Origin of the sequence: Corynebacterium uterequi (genome assembly GCF_001021065.1) — a bacterium.
Classification (GTDB): domain Bacteria; phylum Actinomycetota; class Actinomycetes; order Mycobacteriales; family Mycobacteriaceae; genus Corynebacterium; species Corynebacterium uterequi.
The window spans coordinates 1,166,356-1,182,176 of sequence record NZ_CP011546.1; the positions used below are offsets into that span (position 1 = coordinate 1,166,356).

Here is a 15,821-nt window from a genome sequence, read left to right on the forward strand (position 1 = left end):
ACACCCATGGGCATATATCAGCTCGCTTTGAAGGCGATGTTTCGCCTTGACCCCGAAAAAATCCACGGATATGTCAACAATGCCCTCGCGGTGACCCAAATGGTGCCTCCGGTGCGCTTCGCGCTATCGAAGGTTCTGCCGGTGCGTGACGACGTCCTCTCCCAGGACGTATTCGGCGTGACCTTCCCCCGCCCGCTTGGCTTGGCCGCCGGATTCGACAAGAATGCCGCCGCCCCGGATGTGTGGGCCGCGCTCGGCTTTGGCCACGCGGAGCTGGGAACGGTGACCGCCTCGCCGCAGCCGGGCAACCCGAAGCCGCGGCTTTACCGGCTCACCGCCGACCGGGGCCTACTCAATCGGATGGGGTTCAATAACGAAGGCGCGGCCGTCGCCGCCCGCAATCTGCGGATGCGTAATAGGGCCAACGTGGTGGGCATCAACATCGGCAAGACCAAGCTTGCCGACGACGCGGTGGCCGATTACCGGACCTCCGCGATGCTGCTCGGGGACCTAGCCGACTACCTGGTAGTCAACGTCTCCTCCCCCAACACTCCCGGGCTGCGGGACCTGCAGGCTGTGGAGTCCCTGCGACCCATCCTTGAAGTGGTCCAGCAGTCTACCGCCACCCCAGTGTTGGTCAAGATAGCCCCGGATCTGGCAGACGAAGAGATTGACGCCATCGCGGATCTCGCGGTCGAGCTGTCCCTAGCCGGTATCGTCGCCACGAACACGACCATTTCCCGTGACGGCCTGCGTACCAAGAACGTTGACAAGCTCGGCGCCGGCGGTGTGTCCGGAGCGCCGGTGGCTGAGCGCTCCCTTGAGGTCCTCCGGCGACTGTATGCACGCGTGGGCGGCAAGGTGGCGCTCGTCAGCGTCGGCGGCATTGAGACCCCGCAGCAGGCGTGGGAACGCATCGGCGCTGGGGCTGACCTTCTTGAGGGCTACACGCCCATGATCTACGGCGGGCCGGCGTGGATCCGCTCGATCCACAAGGAACTAGCCCGTCAGGTCCGTGCCCACGACCTGAGCAACCTTTCCGAGGCGGTGGGCCGCGAACTCCCCTGGGCTGACTAGCCGCGGTTTTCGTACCAACCCCACAGAACGGCGCGGCCGATCGTGTGGAAGTGAAGATTGAACCCGAGGACCGTGGGGGTGGCCTCGGGATCGATGTCGAGGCTTTCGACATCTACGGCGTGGACCACATAGAGGTAGCGGTGCGGTGCGTGCCCCGCCGGGGGTTGTGCGCCGTAGTGGGTGCGCTGGCCCGAATCATTGCGCAGAGATACCGCGCCGACGCCCAGATCTTCCGCCGAGCCCGCCCCGGAGGGCAGCTCGGTGACCGTAGCCGGAATGTTGAAGGCAGCCCAGTGCCAAAAGCCGGAGGCTGTCGGCGCATCCGGGTCGTAGCATGTCACGGCGAAGGACTTCGTCCCCGCGGGCGCATCCGCCCAGGACAGTTGCGGGGAGACCGACTGCGGCGCCCGGAGGCGTTCGTCGAGCTCCGCACCATTGCTGAGGTCCGTGGAGCTCAGTGGGAAGCTGGGTACCGCCTTCAGGGGCGCGTAGGGGTCGGGGCCGGGAAAGCGCGGATCGACGTAGGAGGCCGAGTGCTGTTCGTTAGTCATAGGGCCCGTTCTACCAAATAGCATCACTGTAGTTTTGGAAACCGCTTCTGAGCTGCCGATTTGCGCCCATAGGTGGGTGGGGGTTACATTATTCCTCGTTGCAAGGAAGCAACCACCCAGCCCGGGTGGCGGAATTGGCAGACGCGCTAGCTTGAGGTGCTAGTGTCCTATTAACGGACGTGGGGGTTCAAGTCCCCCCTCGGGCACAGTTTAAGGCCCTGATCGGTATCCCCGGTCAGGGCCTTACTTTTGCTTTATACGTACGCTGAGGCACTCGTAGATAGTCACAAGGGGCACGCGCCGGCGTTCATCGCCCGGCACCGTGCCCCCTTGCGGCTTAGGTTTTTCTAGTGCTGCTCGTTCGGGTCGTTGTCGGCGTCTTCCTTCGTCTGGTGGAAGGTGCCCTTGACGTGATCGGGGGCGGCGTAGATGGAGTACACCTTCAGCGGCTCATCGAATTCGTTGACCACATTGTGCCACTTGCCAGCCGGGATGAACATGGCGAAATCGTCCTCGACGATCTCGTTGACCTCCAGGTTGTTCTCATCCGTGCCGATCATCAGGCGGCCCTTGCCGGATTCCACGCGTAGGAACTGGTCGTGGTCGTCGTGAACCTCGGCGCCGATTTCTCCCCCGGCGGGGATGGACATGACCGTCAGTTGCAGGTACTCACCGGTCCACAGCGTGTCGCGGAAAGCTTCGTTGGCGATGGTGGCCTCTTCGATGTCGAAGACGAAGGGGTTGGGACCGTGATCGTGGCGCAGGACGCTCATTGCGAGTGATTCCTCATTTCCATGGTTACCGAAAGAACATAGGACACCGACCATGCTACCTACCGTTCCTGGCCCTCGCCCGTAGGATGAACGTGTGGTGATTGAACGACTCCGGTGCTTGTGCCGCGATGGGATCGCAGAGGTGGCCCGGTGGCCGCTCTGGAAGAAGGGCGCGGCCGCCCTCGTCCTCGCAGGCTTCGTCGTCGGACTGCTCACCCTCGATGTGCCTTCGATGGCGCAACTGCGGTCCTGGGCCTCTAGCCTGGGCCCCTGGTTCCCCATGGCGTTCCTCCTCGCCTACATCATCATCACCCAGTTCCCGATGCCGCGAACGCTGCTGTCCATATCCGCGGGAATCCTCTTCGGGCCGTGGTTGGGAGGAGCCATCGCCATGATCGGGGTGACTGTCTCCGCCGCCATCTCTCTGGTGGTGGTACGCGGGTTCCTACGTGAGTGGATCGAGCCCCGACTAACGCACCCGGCCGTGCAGAAGATTAACGCCCACTTGCATCGCCGCGGCCTTATTGCGGTGATCTCGCTGAGGATGATCGCGGGGGTGCCGTTTTCGATCATGAACTATGCCAGCGCGATCACGAAGGTTCCCGTCGGGGTATTCACCCTCGGCACGCTTATCGGGTCCCTGCCGGGCACCTTGCTCATCGTGTTCTTCGGCGACACGCTGGCCACGGAGCCGAACCCGGTCATCATCGCAGCGATGGTGGTGTTGGCAGTGGTGGGGATCACGGCCTTGGGGTTTGACGCGCGGCGAGCCATGCGAGTTTAGGTCAAGTCCAAGGGGTAGACTTGAGTCATGTTAGCGCTTCACGCTCGGTATCGCGGTCGGGAGACCGATCGAGCCGCTATCGTCGCCCGCTCCGCGCAAGCCCTGGCAACTCTGCCGGGCGTATCCCCTTTTGAAGTCCTCGGTGTTGAGGACATCCGCACCACCATCACCACCCCCGAGGCATTGACCAACCTCACGATGGCACTGCTGTCCGACGGCGGCTGGGCGGTGGGAATCGGCATCGCCGTGCCCTCACAAGCTCGCACCGCGGCGTCGGCGGCCGTGAGCCGGCGGGCCGGTCAGGTGCGTGTCCGCGGCGCGGCTGGGGCCGAATATGTAGAGGCGGCCTTCGTCCTTCTTTCGCAGGTCCTGGCCAAGCGCACCTACGAGGGGCGCGAGGCCACCTCCTTAGTGCGCCGCGGCCTTAACCAGAACGAAGCCGCAGAGGAGCTGGGTATCTCCAAACAAGCGATGTCGCAGCGGCTGCAGGCGGCCGGGTGGGCCGCCGAGCAGGCCGGGTGGCGGTTAGCGGTTCACCTCATCGGTGCCGCGGACAGCGCCAGAGGGTAGCCCCGGGTTGAGCCCGATGGCGTCGTCCGCGGCAGCCGCTTCGAGCTCGGCCGGGGAGGTGTGACGCCCCCGCTTGGCGTCATGCCCCTCGGCTGCCATTCCGGGTCGTGACGGCGTCTGGGTCGCTGGGTCCGGATCGACCGGCTTCTGGGCCACCGCGTTGGCCTCGGCGACGGCTTGCGCGATCTCCGGCGACGACGCCGTGGAGAACCAGTCCTTGGTATCATCCAACTCCGCCATCTGGAGGGTCGCTTCATCAACATTCGGGGACTCGTAGCGGAACACGCCGTCGGCGTCCTGCTTGGCGAAAGCCTTGGCAAAGTGCTCCAAAGAATCGCTGAAGGAGGCGGGGATCATCCACATCGTCGAGGACTCCCCCTTCGCCATCTCCGGCAGCTTTTCCAGATACTGGTAGGCCAGCACCTCCGGGGTGATCTTGGCGGACTTGATAGACGCGTTGATCTTCTGGATCGCCCGGGCCTCGCCCTGCGCCCGAAGATACTTCGCGGCCCGCTCACCTTCGGCGCGCAGGATCTCCGCCTGGCGGGCGGCCTCGGCGGCGAGGATGGCGGCGTGCTTTTCGCCCTCGGCAGAAAGAATCCGGGCCTGCTTCTTACCTTCGGCGGTCTTGATGTCCGATTCCCGCTGACCTTCGGCCGTGAGGATCATGGCGCGCTTCTCCCGGTCCGCCTTCATCTGCATCTCCATGGACTTCTGGATCGACGGCGGCGGATCGATGGCCTTGAGCTCCACGCGGGAAATGCGCAGGCCCCAGCGTCCGGTCGCGGAATCCAGTTCGCCACGCAGGCGACGGTTGATGGTGTCGCGCGACGTCAGTGTCTCCTCAAGGGTCATGCCGCCGACGACGTCGCGCAGTGTAGCCACGGAGATCTGCTCCACGCCAACGATGTAGTTGTCCACCCCGTAGATAGCCTTGGCGGGATCGTTGATCTGGAAGGTGACCACGATGTCGATGGCCACGGTGAGGTTGTCCTGGGTGATAACCGCCTGCGGTGGGAAGGACACGACGCGTTCACGGGTATCCACCCGCTCCCGCACGCGGTCGATGAAGGGCGCCAGCAGCGTGATACCGCCGGACACGGTCCGGGTATAGCGACCTAAGCGTTCGATGATGGCTGCCTCGCCCTGCGGAATCAGGGCGATGGACTTAATGACGACGAGCGCCACAAAGACCAATAAGGCAATGCTGAGGATGAGTCCTACCATTTACTCTCTCCAAACGAGTGCAGTGGGGCCGTCGAAACCTGTCACGGTCACGGTATCCCCTGGTTGGAAGGTGACGTGTGAGTCGATAGACCGGGCGGTCCAGATGGATCCTTCTAACCGTATCTGACCGCCGGAACTCGAAATCGTCTCGAGAACAGAAGCCCTCGAACCAACGAGTGCCCGCGGCGACGTATCGAGGGTTTCGGGCGCGGTAAGCCGCCGCCTCAAGTGCGGGCGTACCAGCGCCAACAGCGCAAAGGACGACACGCCGAACATGGCGATCTCCGCCCACAGCGGAACGCCGAGAAGCGACACTCCCGCCGTGGCGAGCGAGGCGGCTGCCAGCATGAGGAGGGTGAACTCCCCTGCTGCCAGCTCTAGGCAAGCAAGAACAATAGCGGCAATTAGCCAGATCACAGGACCCACACGGCCAGGCTACATGAGGTCTTCCTTACGCACAGCGGGATTCGTGACAAAATCAAACAGGCGTTCTACTGCGCCGATGAGCGTCGGATCAAGGTCGCGGAAACTCTTGACCGACGACGCCACCCGGTTCCACCCCTCTCGCGGGTCGGACCACCCGAGCCGGCGGCACACTCCGGTCTTCCAATCCTCACCGCGAGGTACCTCCGGCCAGGCGGCGATGCCGACGCTCGCCGGCTTCACTGCCGCCCAGATGTCCACGAAGGGATGTCCGGTGACCAACACGTGCGGCCCCACCTGCTCAGTAAGCCGCGTTTCCTTCGAACCGCGGATCAGATGATCCGCGAGCACACCCACCCGTCGGCTTGGGTTAGGCCGGAACTCGGCAAGTCGCTCGGGCAGGTTGTCCAGCCCCTCCAGGTATTCCACGACCACGCCTTCCACGCGCAGGTCATGCCCCCACACCTGCTCGACGATGGCCGCGTCGTGGACACCTTCCACCCAGATTCGGGAGGGCGCAGCCACCTTGGCCTGGACGTTGTCCACGCGGCGTGAGCCGGAATTGGATCTCTTAGGAGCCGCCGCGACGACGGGGCGTCGCAGGCTCACCCGCTGGCCTTCATAGAGGAAGCCGCCTCGCAGTAGTTTAAAGAGCCGCTGACGCCCTCGGCGATCCTCCAGGCGGACGAATTCGCCGTCGTAGGTGCGCTCGCAAGAGATGACCGCGCCGACGAACTCATCCCCGTGCACCTCGACGACAACCCCCGGGGTGGCGTCGATGATCGGGTAGTCGACCGGTCGGTTACGGCGGTGGCCGGAGAAAATGTCCTCATACATGGCCCGTTACCTTATCCACTAAGGTGACCGGACATGGATATCCGCGCCGAAGTCTGGTCTCCGCTGCAAAATGCCGCTGTCTGGCTCACGGCCTGGCTCTACGGGCACGAGTCTACGGACGAACTCGTCGACGCCTGGCGTCAGCTGGGCTATTCGACGCCCGTGGAGGTGCTCGCCGCGGTGCGCGACGTCGAACTGAGCAGTCCTCCGGTGGTGCGTCTCGTGCTCTCCGGCCCGGGACACCCCTCGGGCCTGCCGGGCGGGCGCCGGGAGGCGATCGTCGTCGGCGAGCGGCTCGTGCTGTGCCCAGAGTGGGAGGTCGTCGAGCTAGACACCGAGCTGCCTGCCCCGGAATGGCTCAGTCCCGGCGACGCCGACCGTCTCCTCACCGAGGCCACCAACCGCGCCGCAGACCTCATCGAGGCCACCGGGTACCGCAGCACCGCGCTTGGCAATCCGCGCCTCACGGTCGGCACGTTGACCGACTTCTACGGCATCCCCGGGTTGCCGTCCTCGGTGCCGCCGCGGGCCGCGAAGCTCTTCGCCCGAGCCGACGTGGTCGCCGCCATCATCGAAACCGTGACCGAGAAGATGGGCGATCACAGCGTGGATCCGCAGCTCTTGGCGCTGTGGCGACACATCCGCATCGCCCGGATGGCGGGAGTGACCTACGCGGCGGTGGAGTTCGCCCGCTAAGGCGTCGGCGGGGGCGTGGAGTTTAGAGTCGGCTGCAGCAGCCGTCGGCGCAGGGCAATCCGTTATCGGTGCATCCCTGCACGCTCACCGAGCTCTGCCCCACCAGTGGAGCGTTCGTGGTGTGCTCGATGATGAGGTCCACGACCATGTCTGCGAAGCGTTCGGTCAGACCGGGGGTTGCTACGCGGTGCACCTGCACGCCGAGCTCGTCGGCGGCGGTGACCAGGTCCGTGTCGAGGTCCCACAGCACCTCGATGTGATCGGTGATGAACCCTACCGGGCACACGACGACGTCCGTGACGCCACGTTCAGCCAACGCGGTGGTGTGGTCGACGACGTCCGGTTCCAGCCAAGGAACGTGCGGGGCGCCAGATCGGGACTGATAGACGAGGTCATAGTCCTCGACCCCCGCCTTCTCAGCGACGAGCCGGGCGGCCTCCGCCACTTGACGGGAGTACAGGTGCTTGTCGCCGTCGCCGCCGGACTTCGCGTCGGCACTCGTCGGTATCGAGTGTGCGGTGAACAACACGCGGGTTGATTCCCGCCGCTGTACTGGCACTTCTTCCCACGCGCGCTGGAGGGAATCGGCGAATTCGGCAATAAATTTCGGGTGGCTATAGAACTGCCGCAGCTTGCTAAAGGACAGCTCCGGGTGCTGGTCGATGAGACCGCGGATGTCTTCGTTGTATTGCAGGCACCCGGAGTAACCTCCCCAGGCGCTGGTGGCGAAGACAAGGACGCGCCGATGGCCGTCGTCGGCGATGCGGTCGGCGGTCTCGGCGGCGAAGGGGTGCCAGTTTCGGTTGCCGAGGTAGACGGGAAGATCGATGCCCCGATGCGCGAGCTCGGCTTCGATAAGGGTCACTAGCTCGCGGTTCTGGGCGTTGAGAGGGCTGACGCCGTCGAAGTGGTAGTAGTGCTCGCCTACCACTTTCAGACGCTCGTCGGGGATACCACGGCCCGCGGTCACGTTACGCAGGAACGGGATGACGTCATCGACGCCCTCCGGACCTCCGAAGGACAGCAACAGCAAAGCGTCGTAGCGCGTAGATACCATGCGGTAGAGCCTATCAACGCCGCCGTCTTTTATGGATGTCGCCACTAAAAAGTGGCGACCTAGATGAGGCGAACGGCGTGGGCCGACAAGTTGGAGTAACGAACAGGGGTGACGTGGACCTGGCCACCAGACTGCGGTGCCTCGATCATCATGCCGTCGCCCAGATAGATGGCAACGTGCTGCGATCCATTGACACCGTAGAAGATGAGGTCGCCGCGCTGCATCTCGGAGTGGGCGACGGGAGTGCCACGTTGGTACTGGTAGCCGGTGTAGTGCGGCAGGGCGATCCCGGCGCCGGCGAAGGCGTAGAGAACGAGCCCGGAGCAGTCGAAGCCGACCTTGTTGAAGTCACCGTGCGCATCGGCGACGCCGCCGTCACGGATACCGCGAGACGGGCCGGTGGCGGTGCCGCCGCCCCACGCGTAGGGCACCCCCGTCTGGGATTGTGCTCGGGCGATGACGGTCTCGATGAGCGCGGCACGATCGGCATCGTCGGAAGCCTCGGTGTCCTCGGGCGTAGGCTCCTCTTCGGCGACGGTGGTCTCCTCGGCCTCTGCGACCGGCTGAGCAGGAGCGGTGGACGGGGTCTCCGGCGAGGAAGACTCAGGCGCGGTCGTCTCCGCGGGCTCCGGCGTAGATGCAGCCGTGGCAGCGGCCTCGATGGGGTCCTTCTCCGGTTCCTGTTCGGGCTCTTGTTCAGGTTCCTGGAAGGGGTCATCGAGGGAGGCGTGGTCAGGCTGGGTGGCGGCTACGGTACTGGCGGCCTCGGCGCCCGGCACAGGAACGTCGACGGCTGGCTTCTCCTCGGCCATCGCCGGAGCGCCGACAGCCGTCACGACGGTGGTGCCCGGCGCCTGGTCCTTGTTTTCTTCGACGGCCGGCTGGTTCGGAGCCGTCCCCTTGGCCTCGTCGAGGCGGGCCTGGGCTTCATCGCGTTTCTTTTGCAGCTCAGCGTGCTCGGATTCCTTTTCAGCGATCTGCTGAGCATTGTCCGCGACGGTCTTCTGAGCTTCCTGTTGGGCCTGGTCGGCCGCCTCAGCGCCGGCGGCGGCTACCTGTTCGGCCTCCTTCAGTTCGGCGGCCTTGTTGGCCTGCTCGGTGCGCTGGCGTTGAAGCTCGTCGACCACCTGCTGCTGCTTCTCCACCTCTTGGCGGAGGAAGGAAGAACGGTCGAGGTTGTCCTGGGACGCGGTGGAGCTGGACAGTGCGAACAGCGGCGCGCTGGAACCCCCCTCGGCATAGAGGAGGGCGGACAACTCGTCGAGCCGCTTCTGGGCCTCGTCGAGCAGGATCGTCGCAATGCGCAGCGCTTCCTCCGCGGCGGCGACGGCTTCGCGGGCTTCGGCGGCGTCGAGCTGAGCGTTTTTCAGATCGACGAGGGCCTTGTTACCGGCCTCCCGGAGTTCCCCGAGAGCGGCCTCTAGATCGGAAAGATCCTGCTCGGCGTCGGTGACGGCTACGACCAGAGGCGACAGTGACGACTGCGCGAAGGCGGGCGTAGGAAAGGCGAAGAGAGAGAGCGTCGCGGTGAGTGCGACGCCGGCGGCGAAGCGCCGGGGGCGGGACGTGGGGGCCACTAAAACTCCTGTACCACCAAATCAAGCTGGCGCACTTGACTCGATTAGCGATGGACTTCGTTTGCAGCTTCCCGCGAGGGCGGTTTCCCGTCGGTGCTAGCCGACCACGGCATGCTTCCCCACACGCCCGGGCGTAACCTAAACCCTAAAGTAAAGGTTTAAGGATAGACACTGTTGGGAAAAACCGCACCTCGCGAGTTGCTAGCCATACCTTAAGTCACAATTTCATTACGTCGCACTTTGGCTTCGTTGGCACTCACCGGCCCCACTGGCCACATCCGTTTATCGACGCCCTGACCAGGCATTTTACCTACATGCTGCGCTTCTGTGATTTTTATCACAATTAGGGAAGGTTCGGCGTGTCTAGATTTTTGGCTTGACTTTGAGGGCGTATCGGGATCGTTCCGCCGTGCCGTGCGTGCCACGATCGGGGGTAGCTCCACCTGTGATATTTAAACCGGACAAGCGTACTGTTAGGATCGTTGTCAAGGCGCAAGTCCGGTATCTACCCAGCGACGTACACTGAAATAACGGACCGCAAGCGTTCTCAACCGCAGCCCCCCAGACCAGAGGGCGGGCAGAAGACCAGAAGTCGACGAATTGGAGCTCAACGTGACTGATAGCAAGAACTCCTTCAATGCCAAGCGCACGCTCGAGGTGGGCGATAAGTCCTATGACTACTTCGCCCTCGACGCCGTCGAAGGCATGGAGAAGCTTCCCTACTCTCTTAAGGTTCTTGGCGAGAACCTCCTGCGCAACGAAGACGGCGCAAACGTGACCGAGCGCCACATCAAGGCGATCGCCAACTGGGACCCCAGCGCGGAGCCCGACACGGAGATTCAGTTCACCCCGGCCCGCGTCCTCATGCAGGACTTCACCGGCGTGCCCTGTGTCGTTGACCTGGCCACGATGCGTGAGGCGGTGTCCACCCTCGGCGGCAACCCCGACGATGTCAACCCCCTCAATCCCGCCGAGATGGTCATCGACCACTCCGTGATTATCGAGGCGTTTGGCCGTCCCGACGCCATCGACAAGAACGTCGAGATCGAGTACCAGCGCAACGAGGAGCGTTACCAGTTCCTGCGCTGGGGTGCGGAGAACTTCTCCAACTTCAAGGTCGTTCCCCCGGGAACCGGCATTGTCCACCAGGTCAATATCGAGTACCTCTCCCGCGTTGTCTTCGATAACGAGGGCGTGGCCTACTCCGATACCTGTATTGGTACCGACTCCCACACCACCATGGAAAACGGCCTGGGCATCCTGGGCTGGGGTGTCGGCGGCATCGAGGCCGAGGCCGCCATGCTCGGCCAGCCGGTGAGCATGCTCATCCCCCGCGTCGTCGGATTCAAGCTCACCGGCGACATCCCGGTCGGTGTCACCGCTACCGACGTCGTGCTCACCATCACGGAGATGCTGCGCCAGCACGGCGTGGTCGGCAAGTTCGTAGAGTTCTACGGCAACGGCGTGAAGTCCATCCCGCTGGCCAACCGCGCCACCATCGGCAACATGTCGCCTGAGTTCGGCTCCACCTGCGCGATCTTCCCGATCGACGAGGAAACCATCAAGTACCTTGAACTCACCGGCCGCGACCAGGAGCAGATCGACCGCGTCGAGGCCTACGCCAAGGCGCAGGGCCTGTGGCTGGAGCAGGACGCCCCGGAGGCTGAGTACTCCGAGTACCTGGAGCTGGACCTCGCCACCGTCGTGCCGTCCATCGCCGGCCCGAAGCGCCCGCAGGACCGCATTCTGCTGTCCAAGGCCAAGGAGACGTTCCGCGAGCAGGTCACCACCTTCACCAACGACCCGGTGGCCGAAGCCCAGACCCCCGCCGCTCAGGCGATGGGTGCCGAGGGCGAGGACCAGCACGAGTACGACAAGTCCGCCGCGGAGGATTACAACGCGGCATGGCCGGGACGCGGTGAGTCCGCCGCGCTCGGCGCCGAGGGCCGGCCGTCCAAGCCGGTGAAGGTCACCTCCGGTGCCGGCGGTGAGTTCACCATCGACCACGGCATGGTTGCCATCGCCGCGATCACGTCGTGCACCAACACCTCCAACCCGTCGGTCATGGTCGGCGCCGCCCTTCTGGCGCGCAAGGCACACGAGTTCGGCCTCACCGCCAAGCCGTGGGTCAAGACCATCATGGCCCCGGGCTCGCAGGTCGTGGACGGCTACTATAAGCGCGCTGATCTGTGGAAGGATCTGGAGGCCGTCGGCTTCTACCTCTCCGGCTTCGGCTGCGCCTCGTGCATCGGTAACTCCGGCCCGCTGCCGGGTGAGGTGTCGGACGCGATCAACGACAACGACATCACGGCCACCGCCGTGCTGTCCGGCAACCGTAACTTCGAGGGCCGCATCTCCCCCGACGTGAAGATGAACTACCTCGCGTCGCCGCTGCTGGTCATCGCTTACGCCATCGCCGGCACCATGGACTTCGACTTCGAGACCCAGCCGCTGGGCGTGGCCGCCGACGGCACGGAGGTCTTCCTCAAGGACGTGTGGCCGTCCACCGAGGAAATCGAGGAGACCATCAACGGTGCGATCTCCCGCGAGATGTACCTGGCGGACTACGCGGACGTCTACAAGGGCGACGAGTCCTGGCAGGGACTGAACATCCCGACCGGTAAGACCTTCGACTGGAACGAGGACTCCACCTACATCCGCAAGGCCCCGTACTTCGACGGCATGCCCACCGAGCCGAGCCCGGTCGAGGACATCGCCGGTGCCCGGGTGCTGGCCAAGCTGGGCGACTCGGTCACCACGGACCACATCTCCCCCGCCTCGGCGATCAAGCCCGGTACCCCGGCCGCCAACTATCTCGACGCCAACGGCGTCGAGCGCCAGGACTACAACTCCTTCGGCTCCCGTCGCGGCAACCACGAGGTCATGGTCCGTGGCACCTTCGCCAACATCCGCCTGAGCAACCAGCTGGTGGACGTCCAGGGTGGCTACACCCGCGACTTCACGCAGCCCGACGCCCCGCAGGCGTTCATCTACGACGCCGCCCAGAACTACGCCGAAGCCGGTATCCCGCTCGTGGTCCTCGCCGGTAAGGAGTACGGTACCGGTTCCTCGCGTGACTGGGCTGCGAAGGGCACTAACCTGCTGGGCGTCAAGGCCGTCATTACCGAGAGCTTCGAGCGCATTCACCGCTCCAACCTCATCGGCATGGGCGTCGTCCCGCTGCAGTTCCCGGCCGGCGAGTCTCACGCCTCCCTCGGCCTCGACGGCACCGAGACCTTCGACATCACCGGGTTGAGCGAACTCAACAACGGCGTGACCCCGAAGACGGTCAAGGTCACCGCGACCAAGGCTGATGGCGATCAGGTCGAGTTCGACGCGGTGGTGCGCATCGATACCCCGGGTGAGGCGGAGTACTACCGCCACGGTGGCATCCTGCAGTACGTGCTGCGCCAGATGGTCAAGGCATAAGCGCCACCATGCCAGTCGTCAGCGGCGATGAGCTGCAGCGCCGTCGTAATGAGATCCTCGATGCCGCCAGGGCGTGCTTCGCCGAGTACGGCTACGAGGGGGCGACGGTGCGCCGCCTAGAAGAGTCCACGGGGAAGTCCCGCGGGGCGATCTTTCACCACTTCGGTGATAAAGAATCGCTCTTTCTGGCCATGGCGCGCCGCGACGCCGCCCAGCAGGCGGAAATCGTCGCCAGCGATGGCCTCGTGGAGGTGCTGCGGGACATGCTCCAGCGCCCGGAGCACTACCAGTGGCTGCGGACTCGCCTAGAGATCGCCGCCATTGTGCGCAAGGACCCGGAGTTTAAGGCGAAGTGGCAGGACCAGCAGGCCGTCCTCGACGCCGCGATCCGGGACCGGCTGCGGCGCAATACGGAGACCGGTGAGCTGCGCGACGACCACTCGGTGGAGGCGATTGCGACTTTCTTGGACATCGTCATGGACGGGTTCATCGCCCGTCTGGCATCCGGGTGCCCCACCGAGGACTTGGATACCGTCCTCGACATCGTCGAGGAGGCGGTCCGGGCCCGCTAGTCCGCACTAGGACTCCGTGGTCTCAGCGCCAAGACGCCAAGGCGCCACTGGTTAACGCGCGGCGCCGAGGCTCCGGTGATACTGCCCGTAGGCTGCCGCGGTAAGCACCACCGCGTACAGGCCCATGACGAGCCAGCCGCGGTGCGTGCCGAGTAAGCCGCCGGCGCTGTGATCGACGTCGAACACGATCGAGCGGATCTGCGACAGCGCGTAGCTCGACGGCAGCGCCAGCGATACTGCCTGTAACTCCCCGGCCGCGTATTTCACGGACGTTGTGGCCCCGGACAAAAACCAGATCACCACGGTGGCGACCATGGATAGCATGGCTGCGCCGCTAAACTTCGGCACGAGCAACGATACGAGGGCCGCGAAGCTGACAAAGGCGAGGGCGGTGACGAGCAACGGCCCTGCTATCTCTAGTGAGTGCCTAAGAATATTCACCGAGGTCAGCGCCCAGGTGAGAAGGGCGTTGACCACCGCGGCGAGGCTGCCGGCGAACAGGGCGACGGTGATGCGCGCACCGAAGCTCGGCAGGAGGCTGGCCGACGCTAGGCGGTATTCGCTCAAGGTTGCGTAGTCGCGCTCCTTGTTGAATAGGTACAGGAAGTTAAACATGGCCCCCATGAGGAAGGCGAGCAGGAATACTCCTACCGCGATGATGGAGAACCAGTCCAGCTGTGCCGATACCGCTATGTCACGGGTGATCTCAAGGTCCATGCCCGGCATGCGCTGCTCATAGAAGGCGAGGATTCCTTCGTCGAGGTAGAGACGGAGGTTTTTCGCCAGATCCGAGTTGTAGTTGTTCAACGCATAGTCAACGGTGGCGGGATCCCCGGCGGCCAGGCGGTCGCTGAAGTCCGGTGGGATGGTGAGCACCGCGCTGAGGGCGCCGTCGTGGTAAAGCGTCGCCGCCCGGTGGGCGTCGGTCTCGGCCAGGGTGAAGTAGGGCTGGTCGCTTAAAGGTGAGGTTTGAGCGAGGACGGCTTCGGCGAGGGCTTCCCCTTCCGGCCCGGCGTCGTGGTTCACGATGCCGATAGCGAAGGCGGCGAAGTTGCCGAAGGTCAGCGCGAAGACCAGCAGGACCACGGTGGGGGCGATGATTCCGGCGGCGAGCGATTTGGGATCGCGGCGGGTGAGCCGGAGTAGTTTCTTGAGTTCTTCGATGAATAGTCTCATGACGCGACCTTTTCACTGTGACAAAAGCGGGCGAAGACGATGATGCTCGCAGTGGTAGTGACGCCGGCACCCACCACTAGCCAGAGCAGCGGATATGGTCCGAGCTCGGCTCCGAAGTAGCCGTAGCGCACCACCTCGATGCCGTAGGTAGCTGGATTGAGCGCGCCGATGAGCCGGGCCGCGGCGCCGAAGTATGACAGGTCGCCGAAACCTCCACCACCGACCCATAGGCTCAGCGACCCGACCAGCGAAATCAGGAATGCGGTCATGGTGGAGCGCACGAAGATCCCCAGTGTCATCCCGACGCCGGAGAAAGCGAGGTAGATCAAGGCGAGGCCGGCGAAGAGGTGAACCGGGTGCGGGATGATTCGGGCGTACATGGCGGCGATGACACCGATGAGTACGGCCCCGGCAAGAAGGGACTTCGTGACCGCGCCCGCGATCTTTCCGGCGGCGACGACTCTCGGGCGTGGTGTGAGCGCCAAGATAGTGGTGGTGGCGTTCTCCCACTCGCTGGTCATGGAGAACTGCCCGAAGAGCAGCCCCGCCAGCATGGCGGCGAACACGAGGGTGCTCACGGCGAAGCTCTCGCCCCAGGGGATGTCGTGGGGGTAACGAGGAGCGTCGACGACCGAGACTGTCATCGGAGCGCCGTGGGTGGTGAGGTAGTGGACGACGGCTCCGTCGAGCCGGTTGGCGTAGTTCTTCGTCATGTTTGCGTTGACGTCGTTGACGACGTGGGTGATGTGACCGGTCACCCCGTCGTCGGTGACTGTCGGCTCCGTATCAACCAGGTAGCGGTCGGGGCTTCCGGAATCCGGCGTAGCGCTTTGCGCGGGACGGAGGTCAAGATAAGGCTGGCCGGCAGGGTTACGGAACTGCTCCGCCGACTGGAGAAAGGCCGAGGACTCTGCGGCGGGGCGGGTGTCCACTGGCAGGGTGACGTCGCCGGAGACCATGAAGGCGAAGGCGAAAAGGAACAACAGCGGAGAAAGTATCGTGGCGGCGTTGAAGGCCACGTTTTCTTTGACGCCGAGCACTTCTTTGGCGAGGATTGTAAAGAACATGATGC

Annotated in this window: 15 protein-coding genes and 1 tRNA gene; 7 read left to right on the forward strand and 9 right to left on the reverse strand. The window is 64.3% G+C overall.

Going from position 1 to position 15,821, the window contains the following annotated elements; all coding sequences use genetic code 11:
* The first annotated feature begins 6 nt into the window (after positions 1–6).
* Entirely contained in the window at positions 7–1,077 is a 1,071-nt protein-coding gene (locus CUTER_RS05425) for a quinone-dependent dihydroorotate dehydrogenase (protein ID WP_047259570.1), read from the forward strand.
* On the opposite strand, the gene CUTER_RS05430 is transcribed toward CUTER_RS05425, so the two are convergent.
* Positions 1,074–1,628 carry a YbhB/YbcL family Raf kinase inhibitor-like protein gene (locus CUTER_RS05430; RefSeq protein WP_047259571.1) on the reverse strand — a complete coding sequence of 185 codons (555 nt, stop codon included), beginning with the start codon at positions 1,626–1,628 and terminating at the stop codon, positions 1,074–1,076. The two genes, CUTER_RS05425 and CUTER_RS05430, sit on opposite strands and share 4 nt — an antisense overlap.
* A 119-nt stretch (positions 1,629–1,747) precedes the next feature.
* On the opposite strand from CUTER_RS05430, the gene CUTER_RS05435 reads away from it, so the two are divergent.
* Positions 1,748–1,834, forward strand: a tRNA-Leu gene (locus CUTER_RS05435).
* Positions 1,835–1,975: 141 nt separating this feature from the next.
* Here CUTER_RS05435 and CUTER_RS05440 read toward each other — a convergent pair.
* Positions 1,976–2,401, reverse strand: a complete 426-nt coding sequence (locus CUTER_RS05440; protein WP_047259572.1) for a cupin domain-containing protein — start codon at positions 2,399–2,401, stop codon at positions 1,976–1,978.
* A gap of 97 nt (positions 2,402–2,498) precedes the next feature.
* Here CUTER_RS05440 and CUTER_RS05445 point away from each other — a divergent pair, with 97 nt between their 5' ends.
* Positions 2,499–3,185 carry a TVP38/TMEM64 family protein gene (locus tag CUTER_RS05445; protein WP_236684771.1) on the forward strand — a complete coding sequence of 229 codons (687 nt, stop codon included), beginning with the start codon at positions 2,499–2,501 and terminating at the stop codon, positions 3,183–3,185.
* 27 nt (positions 3,186–3,212) lie between these two features.
* Positions 3,213–3,755, forward strand: a complete 543-nt coding sequence (locus CUTER_RS05450; protein WP_047259573.1) for a DNA-binding protein — start codon at positions 3,213–3,215, stop codon at positions 3,753–3,755.
* On the opposite strand, the gene CUTER_RS05455 is transcribed toward CUTER_RS05450, so the two are convergent.
* The 3 genes from CUTER_RS05455 to CUTER_RS05465 are packed head-to-tail and all read right to left on the reverse strand — an operon-like array spanning position 3,711 to position 6,242.
* Positions 3,711–4,982 (reverse strand): SPFH domain-containing protein, encoded by a 1,272-nt coding sequence (locus tag CUTER_RS05455; protein WP_047259574.1) that lies wholly within the window; start codon positions 4,980–4,982, stop codon positions 3,711–3,713. The genes CUTER_RS05450 and CUTER_RS05455 overlap by 45 nt on opposite strands.
* Positions 4,983–5,408 (reverse strand): NfeD family protein, encoded by a 426-nt coding sequence (locus CUTER_RS05460; protein WP_047259575.1) that lies wholly within the window; start codon positions 5,406–5,408, stop codon positions 4,983–4,985.
* Between the two features lie 9 nt (positions 5,409–5,417).
* Positions 5,418–6,242, reverse strand: a complete 825-nt coding sequence (locus CUTER_RS05465; protein WP_047259576.1) for a DUF3097 domain-containing protein — start codon at positions 6,240–6,242, stop codon at positions 5,418–5,420.
* A gap of 33 nt (positions 6,243–6,275) precedes the next feature.
* On the opposite strand from CUTER_RS05465, the gene CUTER_RS05470 reads away from it, so the two are divergent.
* On the forward strand, positions 6,276–6,938 hold the full coding sequence (locus tag CUTER_RS05470) for a hypothetical protein (protein WP_047259577.1): 663 nt from the start codon (positions 6,276–6,278) through the stop codon (positions 6,936–6,938).
* A 22-nt stretch (positions 6,939–6,960) separates the two neighbouring features.
* On the opposite strand, the gene CUTER_RS05475 is transcribed toward CUTER_RS05470, so the two are convergent.
* Together CUTER_RS05475 and CUTER_RS05480 are read right to left on the reverse strand one after the other, a co-directional pair.
* Positions 6,961–7,995, reverse strand: a complete 1,035-nt coding sequence (locus tag CUTER_RS05475; RefSeq protein ID WP_047259578.1) for a ferrochelatase — start codon at positions 7,993–7,995, stop codon at positions 6,961–6,963.
* A gap of 59 nt (positions 7,996–8,054) precedes the next feature.
* On the reverse strand, positions 8,055–9,572 hold the full coding sequence (locus tag CUTER_RS05480; protein ID WP_052844046.1) for a DIP1281 family NlpC/P60 protein: 1,518 nt from the start codon (positions 9,570–9,572) through the stop codon (positions 8,055–8,057).
* A 612-nt stretch (positions 9,573–10,184) separates the two neighbouring features.
* On the opposite strand from CUTER_RS05480, the gene can reads away from it, so the two are divergent.
* The gene (can, locus tag CUTER_RS05485) at positions 10,185–13,001 is read left to right on the forward strand and encodes an aconitate hydratase (RefSeq protein WP_236684772.1); all 2,817 of its coding nucleotides are present in this window, start codon (positions 10,185–10,187) and stop codon (positions 12,999–13,001) included.
* 8 nt (positions 13,002–13,009) lie between these two features.
* The gene (locus tag CUTER_RS05490; protein WP_047259580.1) at positions 13,010–13,573 is read left to right on the forward strand and encodes a TetR/AcrR family transcriptional regulator; all 564 of its coding nucleotides are present in this window, start codon (positions 13,010–13,012) and stop codon (positions 13,571–13,573) included.
* A 51-nt stretch (positions 13,574–13,624) separates the two neighbouring features.
* Here CUTER_RS05490 and CUTER_RS05495 read toward each other — a convergent pair whose 3' ends face one another.
* Together CUTER_RS05495 and CUTER_RS05500 are read right to left on the reverse strand one after the other, a co-directional pair.
* Positions 13,625–14,749: an ABC transporter permease gene (locus CUTER_RS05495; RefSeq protein ID WP_047259581.1), complete on the reverse strand. Its 1,125-nt coding sequence runs from the start codon at positions 14,747–14,749 to the stop codon at positions 13,625–13,627.
* Positions 14,746–15,816 carry an ABC transporter permease gene (locus CUTER_RS05500; RefSeq protein ID WP_047259582.1) on the reverse strand — a complete coding sequence of 357 codons (1,071 nt, stop codon included), beginning with the start codon at positions 15,814–15,816 and terminating at the stop codon, positions 14,746–14,748. Before CUTER_RS05500 ends, CUTER_RS05495 begins: the two co-directional genes overlap by 4 nt.
* Positions 15,817–15,821: the final 5 nt, after the last annotated feature.